This is a genomic window from Nocardia vinacea (assembly GCF_035920345.1).
Lineage (GTDB): Bacteria > Actinomycetota > Actinomycetes > Mycobacteriales > Mycobacteriaceae > Nocardia > Nocardia vinacea_A.
The window spans coordinates 4523458-4546042 of record NZ_CP109149.1 but is presented as its reverse complement, the minus strand read 5'-3'; the positions used below and the strand labels follow the sequence as shown (position 1 = coordinate 4546042).

Genomic DNA, 22585 nt, shown 5'->3' with positions numbered 1-22585 from the left:
GGGTGGTTCCCGAAGGTGACGAAGACGGGATCTGGGGGCTAGCGGACGAATTGCGCGACCTCGCCGACGAGGTCGAGAGCGGCCAGCTGTGTGTCGACCTCGACATGGCCCGGTCGACGCATCAGGGTGCCCACGAGGGGGAGGGCGCCACCGCGATCGATGACGCGCTGCGCCAGCTTCAGGCGGGTGAAGGCGATCTGGCCGAGCAGCTCCGGCTGCTTGCGACGACCTACGACGAATTCGGTGACAGCCTGGCCCAGATGAAGGTTCAGGCCGAGATGGCGCTGGTCTGGACCGTTGCTGAGCTGGCCTGGGCGAAGACGTATGGGCCCGCAGGGTGGTTTGCCGAAGTCGCTATCATCAGGAACGCGCAGCAATTCTTCCAGAAATTGGGTGCAGGGCTGGAGCGGATCATCGCATGGCTTCTCAAGCCACTCGCAAAGAGTCATCCGGTTGGCGTCTCGATCCTGAAGAATTTCCTGTACGAAGGTGTTCAGGAAGGTTTCACGGAGGTTGCTCAGGGGCTTGTCGACGCGGGTATTTCCGAGGGAGTGGTGAACAGTCTCCGGCCCGAGCATGAAACCAAACTCGAGTCCTTCACCTCAGGGCAGTGGATCGCTTTCCTCGCCGGCATGGCCGGTGGTCTTGCCGGGCACGCCTTGTACCGCAGGCTGTTTCAGACCGATCTTCCCTTCAAGACGTTCGAAGTCCCAACCGGTCTACCGGGATACACCCGGTTGGGCAAGATTCCTTTTTCGGGTAGCCAGGCCACAGGCATCATCATCGGTGGTGGTGCCGGACTAGCAGGTCAAGCCACAGCCTATGTGCTTACTGGTGTCACTACCGGTGATTGGCGCACCAGCCCGGAGGAGTGGGTCGGCAACGTCTTTTCGAGCTCGTTGGAGAGCATTTTCTTCGGTGGTCGTGACTACTCCGGTCAGCCGATCGAGGAGATGCAGCGCTACAAGCCGTGGATGAGCGAGGACGAGGCTCGCGCCCGCGGTGATGTGCTCGCTCGGAAGCTGCACAGTGATGTCGACATGCGCCTGCGTTCCGCACCGGACGCCGAACGCGCCGCAGCGCATCGGGCCGTGGACGAGGCGGTGCGGCGGGTGGATGCGCGCGCCACGATGCGCAGTGGGGACAATGCCAGCGAGATAGAGCCGCGGGAACGGCTGGCGCTGCTGGAGGATGTGGAGACGAATCTCCATGACCGCCTGGACAAGCAGCACACGCTGGCCGGGCTGTCGGAGCGTCCGGAGGTCGACACGGCCGAGGTGCAGGCGAAGGCCGACCGTCTCTCCTCGCGGCTGCATGCGATGGTGGACAATCACTTCGCCGATGACAATGTGCAGCGTGCGTCGGTGCAGCGTGCGGCGGCACATCGGCTGATCGGTGAGACGATGAGCGACATCGGCCGGTCGCTGGATGGCAGGGCGCTCACCGAATCTCAGCGACTGGCCCGGCTGGAACAGCTCGAACAGGCCCTCGACGAGGCGCTGTCATCGGACGGTTCCGTTGCCGACACAACGTCCCCCGCTGCGGCGCGGGTGGCCGGAACCGGTGCGGGCCCGGCGGTTTCGACGGTTGTCGGTCCCGGTATCTTCGCGGATCCGACGAAACGTCAGCTCAATAAGATCCGCAAGTCGAACCCCGCTGCCCTGGTGCTGGGCGCATCGGGCGGTCAGGACATTGCGGTCAACCAGGCCGTATCCAAGGTGATGGGACTGGTGGGCAACGTTCCCGATGCGGTGCGCGCCAACCTGACACCGGTGCAGCAACAGCAGCTGGAGGTCTACGAGAACCAGATCGAGCTGTTCCGTCGGACGGTGCTCGAGACGGTTCAGGACGCGGTGCGGCGCGCCGGCCCGGATGCGCGGGTGCAGGCGACACCGCTGGCGAACGGGACGATCGAGGTGCGGGTGGTCGACGGCCGCCAGGATCCGCGACTGAGTGCCGACGACGGCTACCAGCGGCGTGCGATCCCGCTGGTGCGGGAGTTCGCGCACGCCTGGCGGATCGAGCCGGCGGCCGACGGATGCAACCAGGTCACGTTCCAATTCGCGATTCCCGCACCGGGATTCGTGCGAAGTCCGGGATCTGGTAGGGCGGGCGCCGTGGCGGCGGCCGGATCCCCCGGGGCGTACGGGTGGGTCGGTGCGGCGGAGCGGTCCAGCGCTGTGGCCGGACCCGGCGTCGAGTCCGGAATCGGACGGCACCGGGACATCCCCCACTCGGCGGTCGGTTACGGGGAGCCCGGCACCCTGGACGAACTGCAGGCGGCCGGTGAGTCCGCGATGGCGAGCTACCTGAGCCCGGTTGCGCCGCAGAACCCTGACGCGCCGCAGCATCCGGTTGCGCCGATGACCCCGGATGAGCTGCAGGAGATCGTCACAGCGGCGATGCCGGATGGTGACCCGCCTACCCCGGTTCACATGGAGGCACAGCCGGGCGGGGATCGGGCGGTGGACAAGCTGGCAACCCAGCTTGCCGCATGGCAGGAGAAGCAACAGCAGCAATGGCTGGCCGAATGGTTCACCGAGCGCCGGGCCAGCAAGAACTCGGCGGCCGATATTTCCCCGATCGGCCGGGAATTCGGCGTGTTCGAGGTGGAAGCCGGCTACCTCGACTGGCTGGAAAACGACGCTTCCGACATGCTCGGCCGCCCCGTGGAACCCGATGACCTCGGGTTCACCGCATTCGGGCTGACGACGCCGGTCGACGACACGGAATCCGGTATCTCCCTGGCCCTGCGGTGCGTCGACCTGATGACCTCGGACTGGTCGCCGACGCAGGCCCAACACGCCAAAGACGCGGTGGAGCAGGCGATTCGGGGCGCCGCCGAGTCGGGCCGCGAAGTGCGGCTGGAGGCGGAGGTGGTGACCGACCCCGAGACCGGCGACCGGCGCCTGCGCTGCCATGTGTTCGACCTGGGAACCGAAATGCCCGGGTACATTTCGGCCGAGGACGGCGACGGTGGTCGGAAGGCACCGGCGATCGATCAGCACGCCGACTACTGGGAGATCCGCGAGAACGGGGTTCCCGACAGCACCAAATCCGGGTGGCGCAACCTGCTGTGGTTCGAGATACCGGAGAAGCCCACTGAGGGTGCGAAGGTCGGTGTGCCCTCGATCCGGCGCCGGCTGCTCATAGGTGTCGGGAATATCGCCGACGACGAAGACGAGCTGGCCGGACTGACCGCCGAGGATTTGGCACGGATTACGCGCGCCGCACTCGGGCAGCGGGCCGCCGCCGACAATATCCGGACGGTCTGGGACGAGACCGACGGTCAGCCGTCGCCCGAGGAATTGATCGCCCGCGGTCTGCTCGCCGCCGAGTTCTTCGCCGGTGGCAGCGACGGTGCCCAGGTCTCCGTGGAGCACGTGTCCACCGGAGACGACCAGGTGGCGGTGTCGCTGGCGGTCACTGCCGCGGACGGCACGACCGGGCGGGTCAAGGTGACAGTGAGCCGGGGTGGCGAGCTGGGGGCCGAAATCCGGTTCCAGCGGCTGGATTCGGGAACCGTCGAGGCGCCGATCGGCCGTGAGATCGGCATTCTGCGGGATCGGCTGCGGCAGTGGGCGAACAGCTCTCACGCATTCTGGATGGAAATGCGTGGGGGACAGTCCGATACGGCTGTTTCGGGCGCTCAGAAGCCGGATGGTGCCGATCCCGACGGCTCCGGGAGCACCCAGCTCGGCGCTGAGGAGACCGACGCTGTCGAGCTCGGTGGCGGGGAGTCCGCTCCCAACTCCGAACTCGGCATTGTCGAGACCGATGATGCCCAACTCGGTGGTGCGGAGGATGAGCCCGATTCGGTGGAGACCGGCTCGGGGGAGCCCGCTGGTGCGGTAGGTGACAGTTCGGAATCCGATTCTGCGGAGGACGACAGCGCCGAGGCCGGCTCCACAGCGGTCGGGACTGTGGTGTCCGCCGGCGCGGTAAGCGGCGGTGCGAAGTCCGACACCGACGAGGGCGATACCGCCAAATCCGGCAGCGCCGAGACCGATACCTCCAAGCCCAGCGGTGCCGAGGCCGACGGTCCTCGAGCCGAGGCTGCCGAGAACGGTCCCCAAGCGACCGAAAGCGATAGCGGCACACCAGGTGTCGCTACTGAGTCCAATAAGAATCCGACAGGTCTTCGGCTTACCCAGTACGACAAGCAGCACTTGGAGGAGGCGCTCGACGAGTACGACAAACTGGTCGCAGGCACCACCAAGGTCGCGGCACGGGATGCGCTGCGGCAGATCGGTGGTGTGGCAGCGGGCCCGTGGGGGCGGATCGTCGGCGGCAAGCTGATCCGCATCGTTCCGGCCGGTGTCGACGATCCGGTACTGGATGAGGCTGCGCTGCAAGCCATCGCCGAGCACGGCGTGCCCGTCGAGCAGTGGCGTGCGTCGGTCGACGACACCGGTCTGCCGATCCTCGAGTGGTGGGAAAACGGGAAGTGGAAACCGGGACAACCGGATTTCGCCCCGGCGGATCAGGATTCCACCGGTAAGCTGCTGGACGACTACGCCCGGCGGATCGTGCTGGAAGTCCTGGTCGCTCAGGCGCTCGGCACCACCTCGACGCAGATCGATGCGTCACTGATGCAACAGATTTCGGCTCTGCTCGAGGCTGAGGACGAAGTCGGTCGCATCAATTCGGAGCTCGAGCAGCTTACCGATCTGCTCGCCCGGCTCGAACAGGACGGCGCAGATGTCGATGACGCCGATCGGCCCCAGTGGGAGGCCGATGTCCAGGCAGCGCGCCAGCAGATCGCCGACTTGCGCAGGGAACGAGCGATGGCGTGGCAGCGCTGGTGCGCGCGGGCCGAAGGGCTGGGGCTGATCGCCGAGGGATCGGACGTGTGGTCGGGCGGGCTGCTGCCCAGCGAGGCACTGGAGCGCGCCGCCGCGCTGGGCGCACGAATTGCCGTGCTCGACACCGAGATTCGCGCGCTGGATCGCGAGATCGGTTCCCTCGACCGGAAAATCGGTACGCTCGATGATCGGCTTGGGTCCCTGGACGATGAGATTCGCCGGCTCGCAAGCGAAATCGCCGAGATCCACGCACGGCAGCAGGCCGCGCAGCAGCCCTCGGAGCCTGACACTGCGGCCGAGGGCGATCAGTCGCTGCTGCGGCGTGACGATGTCGAGACTCGAGCATTCATCCAGTCTCTGGCCGCCCAGCTGGCGGCCGAGCGCGCCGCGCGCAAGGCGGAGGCGCAAGCCGAACTCGAGAGCCGACGAGCCGAACGGGAACAATGTCAGGCCGACGCCGACGCTGAGCGTACCCGGCGGGAACAGGCCGAGACCCGCCGCAACGCGCTTCGGGGTGAGCAACTGTCGGCGCGGAGCGACCGCGACGCCATCTCGGCCGCCGCTACGCAAGCGGCGACCGATCGGCTGCCGCAGCGCTCGGCGCAATTGCGGGCGGCGCGGACACTGTATCCCCACCTCGGCCGGTCGTTCGACGAGATCGCCGCCGCCGCGATCGCAGAGGCTGGCAAACTCGATCAAGAGCTGCAAGACCAGGTCGACCAGCAGGCGGAGAACCGGACCGACCGCGAGAACGACAAGATTCGCGCGGCGCTCGACAAGATACGGCGAGAATCGTCGGACACGGCGGGCGATGGGCCGCTGGAACATCTGCGGCATCGGCAGAAGGCCCAGCGGAGGATTCGAGACAAGGCGGCTGCCGAGTTCGATAATCCGAAGTTGCTGCTGACGTTGGCGCAAGCGATCGACGAGGCCGACAGCCTGTCGGCGCGCCTGGCGGCTTCCGATGACGGTGATTCACCGGAAGCCGGTGATCTGCGCGGGGAATTGGAGCGTGCCGAGCGCCGGATGCGGGTGTTCGCGGCAAAGGTGGGTGTGGACCCGGATCAATTGCGTTCCGGGGCAGGTGATGTGTCGGACAAGGTGCGATTGTTTCACTCGTGGCGCAGTGCCGCCTCGCAGGCGCGGCATCTTCGCAAGCAGATCAATCTGCTGAAAAGCCAGGACGCGCAGAGTGTTTCGGAGGCGCCGAGCGGGACCGCGGACGGCTCCGGCGTGTCGGACAGTGCCCCCGGTGTTACGGCGGATGGGCCCGATCAGCGCAAGCGGGGTGGCGCGCCGGACCCCGCATCCGCCGACTCGACCAGCGACAAGGCATCGCAGTCCGACGGCGACCTGGCGGCGGCCGAGATTCGCCGGCTGCGGCGTCTTCAGCAGGGCCGGAAGGAGCTCCAACGGCTCGGCGACACCGCCCCCGACGCGGAGGCAGCCGAGCGTGCGGCAGCGGGCACGTTGCGCGGCCCGGCGGAGAATCCCTGGCCAGGGAAGCGCAAAAAAGATCCAACCAAGAACTGGGAGGACGTGGCCAGTGCACTCGGGAAGCTGGGTGTCGAACTACCGGATGAGCCGACCCCGCAGCGCGTGCTGGCCGCGGCCCGCAAAGCGCTTGCCAACCCCGAGCCACAGCAGCCCGACAACCCCGCCTGGCAGGAACTGACGGAGCTGCTCGAACTGCATGACGCCGAGGTCGAGAAGGAAAAGCGGCGGCTGGCCGCCGCCGCCCGCGCCGAACGCCGCCGGGTAGGTGGCACACCGCTCGGCACCTGGGGGCAGGTGGTCGACAACCGTTTGGTGTTCGTCACCACCGAGGCGACGGGCAGCCCCGTCCTCGATGCCGACATGTTGCGTGCCCTGCAGGAGCAGAGGGTGCTGGTCGAGCGGCACATCGTCGAATCCGACGGCACAGTGACGACCCTGTGGTGGCATGACGGCGCCTGGGTCTCCGAGCCGCCGGTACCGCACCGCCGCTCCCGGCCGCAGGTCCGCGGCAGTTACGCGAGGATGCTGGGCAGCAAGGATTCCCAGCTGGAGCGGCAGCGGCGAACCCTGTGTGCCGTGCGCGACGCGATCGCGGAATATCTGCCGGATCTAGGGGCGGCGTCTGACGCCGATATCGACCAGGCCAATGCGACGGCCGCCTGGGCGGCGATAGCCGACGACATCGCCGACCTGGACCGCAACCTGGCCACCATCGACACGAAGATCGCGAATCTCGAGACCGAGATCGACCGTCTCGATGCCCAGCTCGCGCAGATAGAAGACGAACTCGAGCAGCTCGGTCCGGAGGAGCGGCAGAGCCCCGTCGATGCGATGAAACGCATTGTGCTGCAAGCGATGCGCGCCGACCTCGAGTCGACTCGGGATCAGCTGAGCGAGCAGCTCGAGACAGTGCGTCAGCACGGGGTCGACCGGCAGGCCGACCGTGACCGCCTGGCCGCGCACCGGGAACGAGGCTCCGCGGCAACGGTGCTCACCGATGCGGTGGACGAATTGGGCCGGGTGGACAAGGAACTTGCCGCCCTCGAAGCGAAAATCGCCGACGCCGAGGCCGAGGCCGAGCGCCTCGAGACCGAGACGGAGCGTCTCGACGAGGAACTCGAGCAGAACGCCGCCGAACTCGGGCAGATCGAATCCGATCTGACACCACTGGGCGTCGCGGAGGGTGATCTCGAGACGAAACGTGCCGAGCTGGAGGCGCGTTACGCCGCGGCACTGGCGGAGCGGAAACGGCTGCGGTCGGAGCCCGGCACGCCGCAGACCGAGATCGACCGCGTCGACGAGGAACTCGCGCGGATCGAGTCCGACCTCGAGGCGCTGGACCTGGCGATGTGGGACATCGACGCGAAACGCGCCGTACTCGAGGCCCGCCGGACCGTGCTGCAGGCACGTCGTGCCGCGATCCAGGTCGAGCAGTTCCAGTTGCGTTCGGAGCTGGAGTATCCGCGCCTGCACCGGGATGCGTTGCGAGCCCGGCGAATTGCCTTGATTGCGCAACTCGAGCGTGCGGGGCTGCTGCACACCGACGAGTCCGGCGAACCGGCGGGCTGGAATGCCGATCTGCTGGAGCGAGCGCGGGCGTTGCGCGATGTGTGCGCCGCCATCGGCGATATCGACCGGGAACGCAACCGTCTCGCCAACAACGCCCGCAAAAAGACAGAGGAGCTGACCAACGGCCTCTGGCAGCACATCGGCCGAAATTTCAGCAGGGAACAGCGGCCCGGTCTGCGGCGGATGCTCCAGCAGCAGCTCGCCGCGATGGATTCGAATGTGGCCGCCTTCACCCGGAGCGGTGACGCGCCAACCGCTTTCGAGACGCTCGAGTTTATGGAGTGGATGTACGGTCGCCTGAAACAGGTGATGCAGACAACCGCTCAGCGGGAAGACACAGAGCGGGAGGCGAAGCGGGATCTCCAGCCCCTCGTGCACGCCTTGGAAGGGCTGGTCGAGTATCCGGAGCGGATGACCCGCGCGGAACTCGTGGAGCAGGCCCGTGCCGTGGCCGAGCGAGACGACCTGCCGGAATCGGTGCGCGCGGACGTCGCCGAGGTACTGGCGGAGTACGACGCGGCTATCGCCGAAAAACTGAAGGTGGCGGCGCAGGAATATCGGCGGCAGCTGGGCGGGGTCCCGTTCGGGGAGTACGGCGTGGTACTCGGGGACCGGGTCGTGTACGGAACCAAGACCCTGCGGGATGGCCGGACCGTGCCCACGCAACAGGCCACGGTCGGCGGCCAGGTCGTCATCATCACTCCGGAAGGCGTGGAGGAGGATCCGTTCGTCGATGCATCCACCGAGAAAGCGCTACGGCTGATCGACGCGCGCTCCGGGGACGCGGAGCAGCGGAAAGCAAAGTCTCCCAACGGTTTTCCAGTCGAACGGCGCCGGGTTCGGATGGGCGAGACGGAACCGGTTGTCGAACGGTGGAATTCCAGTAGCCAGGAATGGGAACTGGTCGGGCCGGGCGGGCGGCCTGATGATGCCACGGCCCATTACGAGGCTCCCGACAACGTGGACGCGCTGCGCCGGCTACACCAGACCATCCAGGACGTGGTGGAGGCGTTGGCGCCCCAGAAACTGGCGGCGACACCGACATCGGGGGCCGAGGTGGATGCCGAGCGGATATCGGAGCTGTTTGCCGCCGCGGAGGCGGTCGAGCGTGCCGACGCCGAGCTCCAACAGTTGGAAGCCGAGCTCGAACGCTCGGAAGCCAGGCTGGAGCGGGCGGAAGCACAGACTGCGGAGCAGCGCAGCGCCGGACTGTCGGCCGAGCAGGAATCGGATCCGCACGAATTGCGTGCGCAGGCAGCCGATTGGCGCACGCAGATCAGCGAATTGCGGCAACAGCGGGCGCAGGCGCGAGCTAAATGGGACGAACTGGCGGATGAACTGTTGCTCGAGCCGCCGGATCTGGGTCGGCCCGAGACCGCTCCGTTGCCGTATCAGCTCTCGAAGATGGCGCTGGCCGAGCGCATCGGCGGGGAGGATGCCGAGATTGCCAGGATCACAGGTGAGCTCGGTGGGCTCGACCCTGCCAATCTGCCGTCCGTGGGGGAGATGCTGGGTCCGGGCGATGTGGATGCGCAGCGCGAGCGCTTGCGGACTGCGCGGGAGGAGCGGCAGCGGCGTCGGCGGCAGTTGCTCGAGGATCTCGAGGCGCACCAAGCCGAGCGGGAGCGGCTGCGGGAGCTGGTGCGTCGGCGTGATGAGTACGAGGAAAGGGCGGCGCAGCTCTCACGAAAAGAGCACGCGCGTCGGAATGACGAGTACGACGAACGTGCGGCGCAGCTCAGTCGAGAAGAACGGGAGCGCCTGTGGGATGAGTATGCCGAATTGGCAGCCCAGCTCCATCGCTCCTACCCCGATCAGCCGGGTCGGGCCATGCACGATTTGCTCGATCGGCTGGCACAGCTGAAGGTGATCAGCGACCTTGCCGCCCAAGGCAAAGCGATCCAAGACCAGATCGCCTCGGCAACGGCGGACACCCGCACCGAGCAGCTGTACACGTATCTCGACAGTGCCGTCCCGGAGGAATCTCAGCGTGCGGAAGCGCGCGCATACCTCGACGGGGAAATCCAGCGAGCCAACAGTGAAACAGACGGTCGCTCGCCGACCGGACTGGAACGGCTGGAACGCCTCCGGCAGATCGAGCGCGACCTGCAGGCACGGTTCGGTGGCAATGACGTCGCGACCGGCCCGTCACCTCGCGGCGCGGTCCCGGTTGCGGCGCAGCAGGCCGCTGGGCCCCAGTCCGAGATCGGCGAAACCGATGCGCGTGCTGGCGGTCTGTCCGTGTATCCGGGGGAGTCTGACGACTCGTACGACACACTGGAACAGCTGAAGCGTGAGCTGAAGGAGCAGCGGCGTATTCGGGATCAGGCTGCCACCAAATTCCATAAGCGGTATCGGGGGCGGCTGCTGGATTTGGCGAATGCGGTCGACGAGGTCGACGAGTTGTCGGCGCGGGTGGCGGCCGGTGATTCACCCGAAATCGATGACCTGCGTGGGGCATTGGCGCGTGCCGAGGACCGGATGCGGAGCCTCGCGACGAAGGTGGGTGTGCGGGACCCGGATCAACTGCGTTCCGGGGCAGTCGATGTGTCGGATCGTGTGCGGTCGTTTCATGAGTGGCGCAGTGCCGCTGAGGCGGCGCGGCAACTTCGGAAGCGGGTCGATGATCTGACGAGCATCCCTGCGCGGCAGGATGTTTCGGAATCGCCGACCACGCCGCCGGTTGATGAACCAACCGATCCCGTGCCGCCTCCGGTGACGGAGCGTGGATCGCAAGCACCCGTCGCCGCGGAACCGACGTCGGAGGAGGCCGACGAGACCGACGCCGTCGAACAAACCGCACAGCTCCCTCCGCCCGAGGACAGCGACCCGGTCCCGGTCGAAACCCTGCCTGAGGATGCGGACGAGAGGCCGGCACTCGTTCTGGAACAGTTGATGAGAGGCGAGGCGTCCAGCGAGACTGTCGCGCTGGCGCGTCGGATGCTCGACCGGCTCAACGGTCCCGGCCAGGATTTCTGGCACCATTTCATCGAACTCGGAGTGGAGTGCTACGACCTGATCGAGGTGCTACGCCACGGCGAGGCCGAGTCCGAGCACCTGTACAGGGCCCAGCAGCTGGTACAGGAACTCGGGCGCCAGAGTGAGGCGGCCGTCGGCGGGCTGCGCACTGCCTTGCAGACAGCCTTGGACGAGCGGCAGGCCATCGCGGAGGGACCCGTCACCGGATCGTCGCCGGACGTGGATGGTCCGTTCCCGCTGCCGGTGGACGGGAACACGAACGATCCCGGTGCGAACAGTGATCCCGGATCGAAGTCGACACCGACGCGCGGGCGAGCTACCGGCGATTCCATCGAGTCCGCGCTGGAGGATGCGGGCTTGGAGCCGTACTTCGAGCTCGATGATCCGCAGGAGTCCCAGCTCTATGCCACGGAGAATCTGGAGGACGCGGATACCGTCGTTGTGTATCTCGGTGCGGGACAACCTGATTCGCCGACAGCGGAGGCGGACGGCGCCATCGATCTGCTCGCGCGGATACGGGAGACCGGCGTCGGTGGCCGAGTGGCGATGGTGGCGGCTGTCGGTGTCGATGCCTCCGAGCTCGCCTGGTTGCTGGCCCACGCGTTGCCCGCGCAGGACGGTGAGACGAGGCTGCGGTTGGTGGTGGTTGCCGACGGTGCCGAGGCCGTCGAGACCGTGGCCGATGGGCTGGGCAGTGACAAGTGCGCGGAGATGGGGCTGCCGACACCCGACGAGCTGGTTCTGCTCGGTGTGTGGGGTTCACCGGTCGTGCACGAGCGTGCCGATGATCTGAGCGACACCGCCACAGAGGTGGATGTCGTCTGTCCGGCCGAGTTCGCCGACGGGCCGGACGTGACCGACGACTTGGGCGACTCGTTCTATTCGGTCGGGGACGACGAATTCGTCGAGATCGCACTGGAATCCGCGATCGAGGCGGCAGACGCCGACCGCGAGGCGGCGGAAGCCGAGCGTGTCTGGGAGGCGCAGTCCGTCGAGCTGATCGAGCGGTTGCGCGCATACGTGATCGAGCAGTCGCTGCGGCAGGGGCTCTCACCAAGCGCCCGGCACTTGAAGCTGCTCGAGGACGCGGCGAACAAGGTCGGGCCCAACGGGGAACCGCTCGACGTGGCGGGACAGTGGCGGCGGGTGCAGGACATCCGCCAGTTCCTGTGGGATATCTACGGTGCACGGCCACCCGACATCGATGACGAACCGGACGAAACCCCGGGCTCGGCGGACGCTGACGGGTCGAGGGGAGGACGTGCGGGGGCTGCGTCGGGCGGTGGTGGAGGCACTGCATCGGCGAATGAGTCGCCGGCTGTTTCCGGAGAGAACCGGGCGCAGCCGGTGGAGGTGGATGGTCCGCTGCCGGATACCGATGGGTCGGATCTGGCCGAGCGGGTTCATGGGTTGATCGCCGAGTTGCGGGACGGCGGCGATTCGCTGGATGCGGAGTATCGCGATGCGGATTCGCGGGCTCGGGACGTTCTGTCCGAGATTCATCGGGAACGGCGTCGGCGCGGGGACGGAGACTACGCGGCCGAGCTGAACAACTCTCTTCGTGCTGCAATGTGGGCATCGGATAAGCGGTGGTCGGGCACCCTCGCCGACAGCGATGGGCTGGCTGGGTGGTTCGAGGCGTCCGCGGGCGGCTTCGGTGATGTCGCGGGCATTGTCGCGCAATTCGTCGACATTGTGGTACAGCTGGGCCCGGGATCGGTCGATGCGTACGCCGACCACGAGGTGTTGCGTGTCGTTGTCAAGGATCAGTCCGGCGCGGCGACAGCGATTATCGAAGTGTCGGGCAGTGCCGGGGACCGGGAGTGGAGCATCGGCACGGAGATCGGTGCGGGCGCCTCCGATTTGTGGGCGCCGCTGGTGATCTCACAAATCCCCGTAGTGCTCACCGAGAGCTGGCAGCATCCGGAACCGGATGCTGCGGGACGTTGGTTGCATCACACTGCCACGCAGGCACAGGGTCGTGGCGCCCACAGCATGGTGGCGACGATGCGGGCGACCGGATCACCGGGCGAGCGAATGCTGTCCGTGCAATTCACGGACCCGGCCACCGGTGCCGAGGAGTCTTACGAACACACTGAAGCTGTTTCGGGTATGTCATCCGAACCGGGTGATGCTCCGGGTGGTGCGCGGCAGTGGCCGAAATGGCGACCCGGCGAGCCCTGGCCGCCCCGGAAGTTGCCGCCGGAGATCGGTTCCACGGGTTCGCACCGTGGTGACGCCCACTCCGAGGGCCCACCGCGGGATGTCGGCGACCCGTTCGCATCGGGCACCCCGGATTCGCACGGACGCGATGATCGGTTTGGGGCCGAGGTGCCGGACGCCGACGAAATCGACGACGCGGCACTCGCAGCGGCCCGGCAGGCCGAAGCGGACAACAGTCCGTTCCAACGTGTGACGGGGGCCGAGGAACCGCAGTATCAGCCCGATACCTCCCAGGGCGACTGGGAGTGGTGGGTCCGGTCCGGTTGGGACATTCAGCAGAGCGAAAACCCCGAGCACATACCGGATACGCCGGGCACCGCGCACGAACGGAGGGCCGACCGGTGGGGCCTGGCGAACGCCGACGCGGAACGGATAGCGGAGATCCTGGCCGAGCATGGCATCGAATTGCTGTACGAGGACGGCACTGCGCTGGATACGCTGCGGGAGCTGGCGTCCGCGGTGCTCGACGAGCAGGCGGCCAACCCGTCACTGACCCTGCAGGAAGCCGGGATCGGCTATATCGGCGGCACGAGCTCGCTCATGTTGAACGATGCGGTCGCCGTCGACCCGGACGGCTTCGCCGACCGGTGGCGTGCGGGTGTCGCCGCAGGCTATTACCGGGGTCCGGCCGACCGCCCAGTGTATGGCGCCGCCGTCTATCAGATGGGTGGGTTGTTGTGGCGCAACGGTTTGGGCGCCGCCGGACCGGATGTGTTCTACGAGCGAATCGTCGGTGCGCTGCGTGCGCACCATCGCGATCTGCCGGACGACGAGGTGGGCCACTACACGGATTGGGAGCGCCGCCAGTTCAGCTCCGGCAGCTACGTCACGAACAATCAGCTCAACCTGTACACGGCAGCGTTGTCGTCGTACGCGGCAGTACGCCACCTTGGGATCGAGAACGTCACCGACGGCGAGCGGGTCATGTACCAGGTGCTGACGGGCTACCTGGAAGAGCAGCGTGCTGCGGCGGCCGAGCGCGAGAAGCGGCAGTGGAAGAGCGAGGAGGCGATGCGCGCGGCGCTCACCCAGCATCAGCGCGGCGGCACGCAGGTGTTCGGGCTGGGCCACATCGGATCGGGAGGCACTCCCTCGACGGGAGACGGCGAGATGCCGGGCGACGCCGCCTCGGGGTCTGGTGGCCACGAATTCGGCGGCGTCGGCGACGAGTGGCTGCCGTCGAGATTGCTGGAGGAGTTGAGCGGTGGGTCGGCCGCGCAGCCCACGATCGCGCACGCGCTGCTGGAAGTGATGCGGCTGGTGCAGGAGGGCGGGGCCGATCGGATTCGATTCGCGCAGCGATTGGTGGACGCGCTGACGCGGTACGAGGGCCAGTGGATTGTTGCCTGGGAGGCAGCACCGGATACCGGCGATTCGCCGCGTTCCGCTCGGCTGGAGATCGACGAGTGGCTGGAGGAACTGCGCAGCGGCAATGCCGAGCGGCGCCAGGTCTTGCGAATGCGGGATCTGTGGCGAGGATTCGTGGAGCTCGGTGCGACGTATTGGAGTCAGCGTCTGAGGGAGGCGCTCAATTCGTATACGGACCAGGGTGATCCGCTGCGGCGGCAGTCGCTGGACGAGGTACCCGATGAGGGGGCAGGCACCACACGGTATCCGTGGAAACCAGTGCTGGATTACGTCGAGGAGGACGGCCGGCTGTGGTGGGAAGGTGAGGTGACCGCGGATGACGCGAATGCCTTCGAGGACGGGAACGTCATTGCGACGGCGGTCGGCGATGTCATCGGGATTGTCGGCGGCACAGTAGGTTTCGATTTTCCTGCGGCCGAAAGGTTTGCCGAGGGTGTCGGGCGCTTCCTGCGGGTCGAGGGCGGCAAGGTGCGGCTCGAGAAGTCCGTGCTCGCCGGCGATGACGGGAAACCGGTGGTGGTGTGGGGCGTCCGAGTCGAGGGGGCGGATGGTGAGTCCTACTGCGAATGGTCGATATCGGCAGCTGGTCCGGTGGCGGTCGAATGGAGCCATCTTCCGGGTGTCGGGTTCGCCGATTGGGATCTAGCAGCGCAAGAACAGTGGCGATGGCTGGTGAGAGAGACCAGCGACCCGGCGGCGCTGTGGCGATGGCGAGAAGCGGAGGACAGCGCCCTGACGGGCGAGTGGTCCGGTAGCGAGCGTGTGTTCATGCACATGCTGTACAAGGGCGACGTGTCGGTGGTGTGTACGGCCGGTGGGGGGCTGACGCTGCGAAATGACAATGCCGAAGAAGATTTCCCGCTGTGGTGTGAGTACGACGAGCACGGCGTCCTGGCCCAAGTCGGGTTCTCTCGGGACGGCAACGCCTTTGCGAGCTGGGCCCTGCACACACTCGTCGAGGAGATGGTGCCGAGGGGCTCGAGGTCGGGCACGGGCGTGATCATGGCTGAGCGCCAGTTACGGAATCTAGTGGAGCAGATCGGGCCCGATGAGAAGCTGACCGGCGCCCTGCGCGTGGTTGACACCGAGCACGGCCCCGCGCTGGAGGTCGAAGTCGACCGTCGTTTCCCGGCCGACCTGGCGCGGTCGGACCGGCTACCCATCGTGATGGAAAGCGGCGCGGAGGTCGAGAGGCTTCCGGCCGACAACTCCGGGAACGACGGGGGCTTCAGATATACCTTCCGCTACCGTCTGCCGGACGGGGTGGCGCCCGAATTGGACCGGGTCGCTGGGGAGTTCGACGGGATCGCCGAGGGGCGGGTGGACCTGGCGCAACTCGCCGAGCTCCGCGACGCGCTGGCCGCGATCACCGATCTCGAGGCCGGTGATGCCGTCGGCCGCAACATAGCTCGTGTCACCGACTCCTTCGCCATGCTGTTGGCCTACTTGCGATCGAGTGGCCTGGCCGTGCCGATCGCCGGCGAGGCCACCGCCGAGATGGAAAGGCTGGCCGGAGAGATCACTCTGCTGTCCGAGCAGGTGACTCGTTTGGCGGAGACGCTGGAGAACACGGATTGTTCGCATCGGCTGGATCGTGCGATGCGCTATCACAACTCGCTCCTGGTAGCTCACGACGTGCGTCCTAGCGAGCGGGCGGAGTTGGAGTCCGGCCGACTGCGTGTTGCCTCGCTGCAAGACGCAGCAGACAACAGCAACTTCGCGTGGCTGTTGTCCCGCTGGAAATGGGATCGGATTCCCGGATTCGATGTGGTGACGATGTTGTCGGCAGTCCGGCATTCGCTTGCCGCCCGAGGGGGCAAGTCGATGGTAACCCCGATCCAGGACAGCGGCGTACGGATGACCGCCTGGGACGGCAGCGGGCAGCCGTGGTTGGATCTCGAGTCGCGTGAAGGCGACGTGCCCCGGATGTCGTGGCGGGTGCGGTGGGATCTGGACGATCCGATCGGCCTCGCGGACACCCTGTTGCGCGAGGTCGCGTTGGCGGGACAACCACGGGAAGTGACGGACGCCGTGCGGCGCGAACTTGCGCGTGCGCTCCGTCGCGAACGTGAGAAAGGAAGCCGCGAACCCGAAGTCACGGTGCGGGTTTCCGCCGATGGCACAGTTAATCTGACGGTCATTGGCAAGGAGAAGCGGGAAACAACCTTCGCCGACGATTTCACGCGGACCCGAATGTTCACCCTGTCGCCGGATGGGCGGGAATGGGTTCCGGACGAGAGCCGGGATTGGGGTTCGGCCGATCGGGCGCTCGAGCAGTGGTATCTCGCCGACTGCGCACTGTTCACCATCGGTGAGTTGCGGGCAATCCACGGCTCCGAGATCGTCGGCGCCGTGCCGGTGGGCGGGGCGACGGACGCCACTGGTTCGGAGCCGGGCCAGGGTCCCCAGGCAGGCGCGCATCCCGAGGATTTGGTCAACACTGATCCCGAACATGCGTACCAGGGTGCGCTGAGGGGAAAGAAACTCCACAAGGTCACCGATCGATTCGCGGTCCGGCGTGCACTGGCCGATCTCGACGAGCCGAGGACAGTGCTGGTCGCGGAGCAGTACGGCGATGGTCCACTCGACGGGCACATGTTCCTACTCAGCAATGATCCGGAAATAGTGGCGAGACGAGTCGCGGAGCAGGGTGGCGGCCCGGCCGAAATCGGTGCTGTACACGGAGCTTTCGCGCGCGGCGACAACGTGTGGATGTACGACCCGGATCAACAGCGCTGGCGTGTGTTCGATGACGCCGAAGCCCCGGCACGACCGGTGAAATCAACGGGTGTCGTGGCCTACGGCATGGTCCCCGACCCGAAAACCGGGGAGATACGTCCCGATGAAGTGCCATTCCTTGCTACGGACAAGGAGATTGAACTGGTCACTCGGTTCGGTATGGCGCCAAGCGATGCGGAGGGGACGGATGAGCAAGAGGATCGGACCGGTCAGGACGTCAGCGACGCACCGCCGGCGTCATCGATCCGCGCGCAGGTGCAGCGGACCGGGGACTTGTTGCGCGGCTGGAAGGTCGACGGCGATGTCATCGACACCGTGACGGATATCGTCCGGGCCGCGCTGGTCGATCCGATGGCGCCGCATTCCGACGACATTGCCTTCGGCGCCGACGGTGCACCGATAGCCACCGTGACGCCGCGCCGCGACGACAACGGCGTGCATGTCGTCGTGACGATGATGCGGGGGGTCTCGTACGAGATCACCTTTGACGGTGCGGAATTGACCTACACTGCCGTGCACGGCCAAGCCAGTTTCGAAGAATTCGACACGGTGCTGCCGGCGCACGTAGTCCGGTTGCTGAGACACATCGGAGCGTCCGCCGACGATCCACTGTTCCTGGTGGGTGAGCTGTACGATGCCGTCACGTTCACCATTCGCGGCGAGTCGCCGTGGCGGGTGTTGGAGGGCGAGAAGGGGCTTGTCGGCGCGGACGGTCGCGCGCACGGCGTGCTGACCGGGAAGGCTTACGAAGCGTCCACGTCCACAGCGGATATGCCGTTGCGGGTGATCGAGACGGCCGGCAGTCGGTTCGGCGTCGGAGTCGTCGACGGCCGCTTGGTGGTGGCGGGCGAGGTCCGGGCCTCGGTTGACGACGTGGTCGCGTTCCTCACCGGCCTGCTGCGGAAAGACCACGAGCTGCTGCGTCAGCTGGGTGACGGCATGGACGTCGACTTCCGCCGCTGGACCCACCTCGGCAACGAGTTCGGTGGCCTGGGCATCGGCCGGGTCGAGATCGACGGCGGCACAGCGCGGGTAACCCCGCCGAAGGAGAGTTCTCCATTCGCCGCTGGTGAGTCTTCACTTCGACGTCGGGGAGCCCTGGCGGCCCTCCTGCGCCGGGCCCGGAGGCTCGCGCCGGACGACCCGGGCGCGGGCGTGGCCGTTCCGGCGCGGGCGTTCGCCGACGAGTGCCGGGGCAATCTCGAGGCGGGGCTCGACCCGCACACGGCGGTGGCGCTGGTGTTCGCGAAGCTCACGCGCGAGGAGCGGGCGGCTTGGGCGGCGATGCCTGGCGGTGTGCCGGGCATCGGCGAAGTGACCGATCACGATGGAGTTCCCGCGCGCTGGCGCGACTACGCCAACCGGTGGCGGCTCCTGCACCGTCTGCAGGCGCTGCACGAGAAGGCCGTGGCCGGCGTGTGGACCGACGCCGACGCCCGCGAGGCCGACGCGTTCGCGGCGGTCCTGAAGCTGCTGGAGTCGGCGTCGGAAGGTGGTGGGCCGGATGGTGCAGTCGGGTGGCGGCGCCCGACCCCCACGGTGTACCTGCTGCGGTTCGACGTCGATACCGGTGTGGTCGGCCTGGCCTTCGGCGATCCCGACGCGGTCGCCGACGACGACGTGACCGTTATCGAGGCGGTTGGCTCGACCGACGAGGTCGTCTCGCCCGGCTCCGGAACATCGATCGTGTACCTGCGCCCCGACTCGGAGCGTGGAGCGGATCTGGTCTCCGCGGATCTGGACGACCGGCTGCGGACACGTCGGCTGTACCGGGCGACGTTGGGTGAGTCGAGGCGGTCGGGCGAGGACGCCCGACCGCCGCTTGTCGACCCGATGCTGAACGTTCAGCTCGAGGGTGGGCCGCTGGACTGTGCGACGCGGACGGCGCTGGCCGTGGCAGGCGCCGCCCCGGAGCACAGCAGCCCGCTGAGCGCCGCCGAACTCGCCGCATCGTTGGACGCCGACTGGGAAGGGCGCGGCCGGTTCCGGTCCGTAGCCGGAGTGGTGAAGACCCTGAAACCCGGTGACATGGCGGTGGTTTCGGTCGAACGCCCACACCTGGCGACGAGCGACGACGACCCCGTGGCACACGCCATCGTCATCGCGAACCTGGGCGACGGAAACATCGTCTGGTTCGACCCCGCCGACATCGGCATCACCGACCTCCAGCAGCTGCGCAACGGCAAGCCGATCGACCTCGCGCAGTACTTCTACCACTATGAGCCCGGCGACTGGGAGTTCGCCGGCGCGAACGTCGACGCGATCCTGTACCGCGACGGCGTCGCCCGCCGTCGGCTGCGCGGCCGTCCGCCCAGGCCCCGCCGCGGCCCCACCCACCCCATCGGTGCGCATCACGGCGATGAGCGCGCCCCCGACTCGGCGCGGAAGTTCGTCCAGCGTTCCGTGGACGATTCGGTCGATGGCAGTCCTGTCGAGGGCGCGGAGTCCGAGGGGCTGTCGGATGTTTCGGGACGCATGATCGTCACCCGCTTGGACGGGGATCTGAGATTGCATGGCGGCCGGGCCGGCAGAACCTTGGGGTTGGTGACCGGTGTCGATGAGGCCGACAGCACCGCAGCGACGTCGGTGCCCGGGACGGATGGGGAACGGCGGCGATCGGCGTCTTTAATGCTGCGTGCGGTCGAAGCTCGAGCCGGCGCCCATGCCGACATCAGGAATGTGCTCGGAAGCCCGTCGCGGACACGGATCGTCTGCGGCGATCTGACCGTGGACTGCAATATCACGTATGCGTATGCCGATGATGGTTTAGGTCCGGTCGAGGCCACAGTCATCTTCGATCATCCCGATCTCACCCACCCGAATTTCGACACCGTGCGAATGATGATCGATGCGGCACTGCTGCAACGATTCCCGGATACGACCATCGATATCCACTATGTGGTTGGGGCAGTAGACGGTGCTTCCGGCGGCCTGCGGCGCCGACTGGACAGTGTCGTAGCGGGTGTTGATCTGCTCGACACCGATAGTGATTACAGTGGTCCGCCGACCGACATTCCGGGCTGGATCATCAGTGCACCGACGACGGAGGTAGAGGGGCAGCTTCCCAAATCGGTTACCGGGGTGGTGACGGCGATCGGTGTGGCAAATCTTCCCACACCGGTAGCGGCCGGTGACGAGACGGGCGTGGAGTCACTGCTGGCCGCCACGGAACTGCATGCGGTCGAGACACGCGGCCCTACTCACGAGTCGCTTCGGCGCGCGGTCGGCGCTCCTGATCTCCTGCATCTCGAGATCGACGATCTCGCAGTCGATTTCAAACTCTATTACCGGATCTACGACGGAGGTCCGAATAGGGGCCGAATTCAAGCACAGGTCATTTACCGTCGACCCCAGCTGGATCATCCGCACTTTGCCACGGTGCAGGCACTGATCGAAGCGGCACTGATGCAGCGCTTCTCTGGTAAAACCATCGAGCTCAGCTGTGACTACGATCTCCGTGCAACCGACTCCTACGTTCGCATCTTGAACGCTCCTGAGCCGCAGGAAAATCGGCCGGATTTGGCGATGCCGAACGAGGCTGACGACCCCGGTGATGGTCCTGCCGAGTCTGCGGACAGCTCAGGGGCTGCCGAAGACACTCAGCGCGAACAGGAACCGGAAACCGACCTGGGCGCGGAGTTGGCGCCTGGTTCCGACGCGCACACGGCACCAGGTGTGGGCGCATCCGACCCGCTGAGTGTCGCGGAGCTCAAGCTTCGGGCGGCGGCGGAGGCCGTGGGGGCGGAGCCGGAACTGCTCGGTGACGGAACCGACGACTCGAAAGCTGTCGAGATCCCGGACGGCGAGGCCGATTCGGCTGCGAAGGACTCGGGGCCGTTCGACGATTCTACGGTTCAGGAGATTGTCGACGAGCTCCGCGGCCAATTCGGTCTCAATCTGATAAGGTTCGCCAGCCCCGAATTCGATATCGACACAGTTCGTCAGTTCTTCAACGCATTACATAGGCTGCTGAGGGCGTACCCGCAGGTCGAAATCTCTCACTTGTACACGTCACGGCGCACGGGGGAGGACGGCCTCGTTCTGCCCGAAGCCCTAGACATTGACGGTGAACTCGGTATCGCGCTGCACGCCAGGTCTTTCCAGGATCCGGAACTGCTTGCGGAAGCGATGGCGGAACTTGGCGGCAGTCAGAACGCCCGTCCCGCAGAAGTGCTGGCTGCCTATGTCGTCGGTCTTGCTCTCATGCATTCAGGTGAAACGCGAGCAGTGAAGCTTGCGCAGGTCAGTATGTTCGAGTCCTATGCCGCCTCGCTTGATCCGGATATCGTTTTGGAAGCGGTATCCGGTAGGGCTCCCACTGCAATGGTGGAATTCGAGCTCTGGCAGAAGGCGCAGTTCAGCAGCCGGTGCTTCAGCAGTGACGGAAAGCTGGCCTATTCGAAGGCGTTGGCGACGTCATTTGCTGTCGTGGAGGTTCCTGAGCTGACCCCGAATGCAGCAGCGATAGATGCGCACTCACTGCTGACACGCGAATCCCGATCGATAGCTTCTGGCGAAGACTCGACTGAGCGCGACACGGATTCAGCTGCGCGGCAAGAAATTCGTAAAATTATTGATTCGTTTTCACGTAAATACAAGGTCGCCGTCAATGGGTTCGATGATCCAGATATCGATATCCAGACGGTACGTGATATATTGAACTCTCTTGCGGCGATTCTGGATGAGTATCCAGGAATTGAATTGAAAGAGATTCGTGTCGGTCCGGTAGAACCTGACACCGCGTACGCGGAGACAAACGCCGACACGCGAACCATCACCTTCAATGAAGAGTTTATGCGGGATCGAGATCTGGCGATCAGATGGTTTCGAATGAATGTCGCGACTGGGTTCTTGTCTGGCTGTGACGTCAGCCCCTTCGTCTATGTGGCTTATCATGAGGCCGGCCACTTGCTGGATATCGCGCGCGGCAGGAGCGCGCGCAAGTCAGCCATGAACGCACTGCGCGATCTTCATCGCGAGGCCACCGGCACCGATGACGAGAACAGCTTCTGGGAGTGGTGTGCTGGCGAATTCAGCGGATACAGCTTCTTGTTGGCCGATTGGCTCAACATGAACGAGGTGTTTGCCGAATCGTTCGCGTCGGTCAAACTGCGCCGTGACAATGCGAGGGACGGAGAACGGCTGCTGTACCGGCTGCTGTCGTCCGGCCCGATCATCATCGACCGATCGGACTGCCGTTCCGATGACGACTTCGTCGCCGAGGTAATCCGTCATATCACCGATACCGGCACCGTCGATGTTGTCACGACCATGATGCGCCGAGGGCTGCGTGACACGGGGAACCCCAATGGTTTCCGGGCGCAGGTCGATGTCTCCGGCGACGTACTGACGGTGCGAGGATTCGTTGCAGGGCGCGAGGGCCCCTGGTTCGTGGCGACCGCGCC

General features: G+C 66.3%; 1 protein-coding gene (cut by a window edge). It reads left to right on the top strand.

Going from position 1 to position 22585, the window contains the following annotated elements; all coding sequences use genetic code 11:
- Positions 1-2 precede the first annotated feature (2 nt).
- Positions 3-22585, top strand: the 5' portion of a protein-coding gene (locus OIE68_RS20840) for an alpha/beta hydrolase (RefSeq protein WP_327101027.1). Its footprint extends 21424 nt past the window's final position; the window shows 22583 of its 44007 coding nt (coding positions 1-22583); its start codon is at positions 3-5; its stop codon lies off the right edge, out of view.